Here is a 640-nt window from a genome sequence, read left to right as displayed (position 1 = left end):
GAAGCGGCGTTCTGCAGCGCCGAGCGCGTCACCTTGGCCGGGTCGAGGATGCCGGCTTCGAACATGTTGACGTACTCGCCGGTGGCGGCGTTCAGGCCCTCACCAGGGGTGAGGTTGCGAACGCGCTCCACCACGACGCCGCCTTCGAGGCCGGCGTTGATGGCGATCTGCTTCAGCGGCTCCTCAAGAGCCTTCTTCACGATCGCCGCACCGGTGGCCTCGTCACCCGAGAGCTCCAGCTTGTCGAACGCCTTGGCGCCGGCCTGCAGCAGCGCCACGCCACCGCCGGGCACGATGCCCTCCTCGACGGCCGCCTTGGCGTTACGCACGGCGTCCTCGATGCGGTGCTTGCGCTCCTTCAGCTCCACCTCGGTCGCCGCGCCGGCCTTGATGACCGCCACACCACCGGCGAGCTTGGCCAGACGCTCCTGGAGCTTCTCACGGTCGTAGTCGGAGTCGGTGCGCTCGATCTCGGCGCGGATCTCGTTGACCCGGCCGGAGATCTGCTCGGCGTCACCGGCGCCGTCCACGATCGTGGTCTCGTCCTTGGTCACCACGACCTTGCGGGCGCGGCCGAGCAGGTCGAGGGTGGCGTTCTCCAGCTTGAGACCGACCTCCTCGGAGACGACCTGACCACCGG

The 640-nt window shown here is 68.9% G+C and carries 1 protein-coding gene; it reads right to left on the bottom strand.

The annotated features are described in order from the left end of the window. The coding region (locus tag ABEA43_RS67885) for a TCP-1/cpn60 chaperonin family protein (protein WP_345581640.1) at positions 1-640 on the bottom strand (640 nt) is incomplete at both ends.

It is taken from the genome of Nonomuraea rosea (assembly GCF_039539705.1).
Classification (GTDB): Bacteria; Actinomycetota; Actinomycetes; order Streptosporangiales; family Streptosporangiaceae; genus Nonomuraea; species Nonomuraea rosea.
Note: the sequence above shows the minus strand (reverse complement) of the source record. Positions and strands in the feature narration are given on the sequence as shown.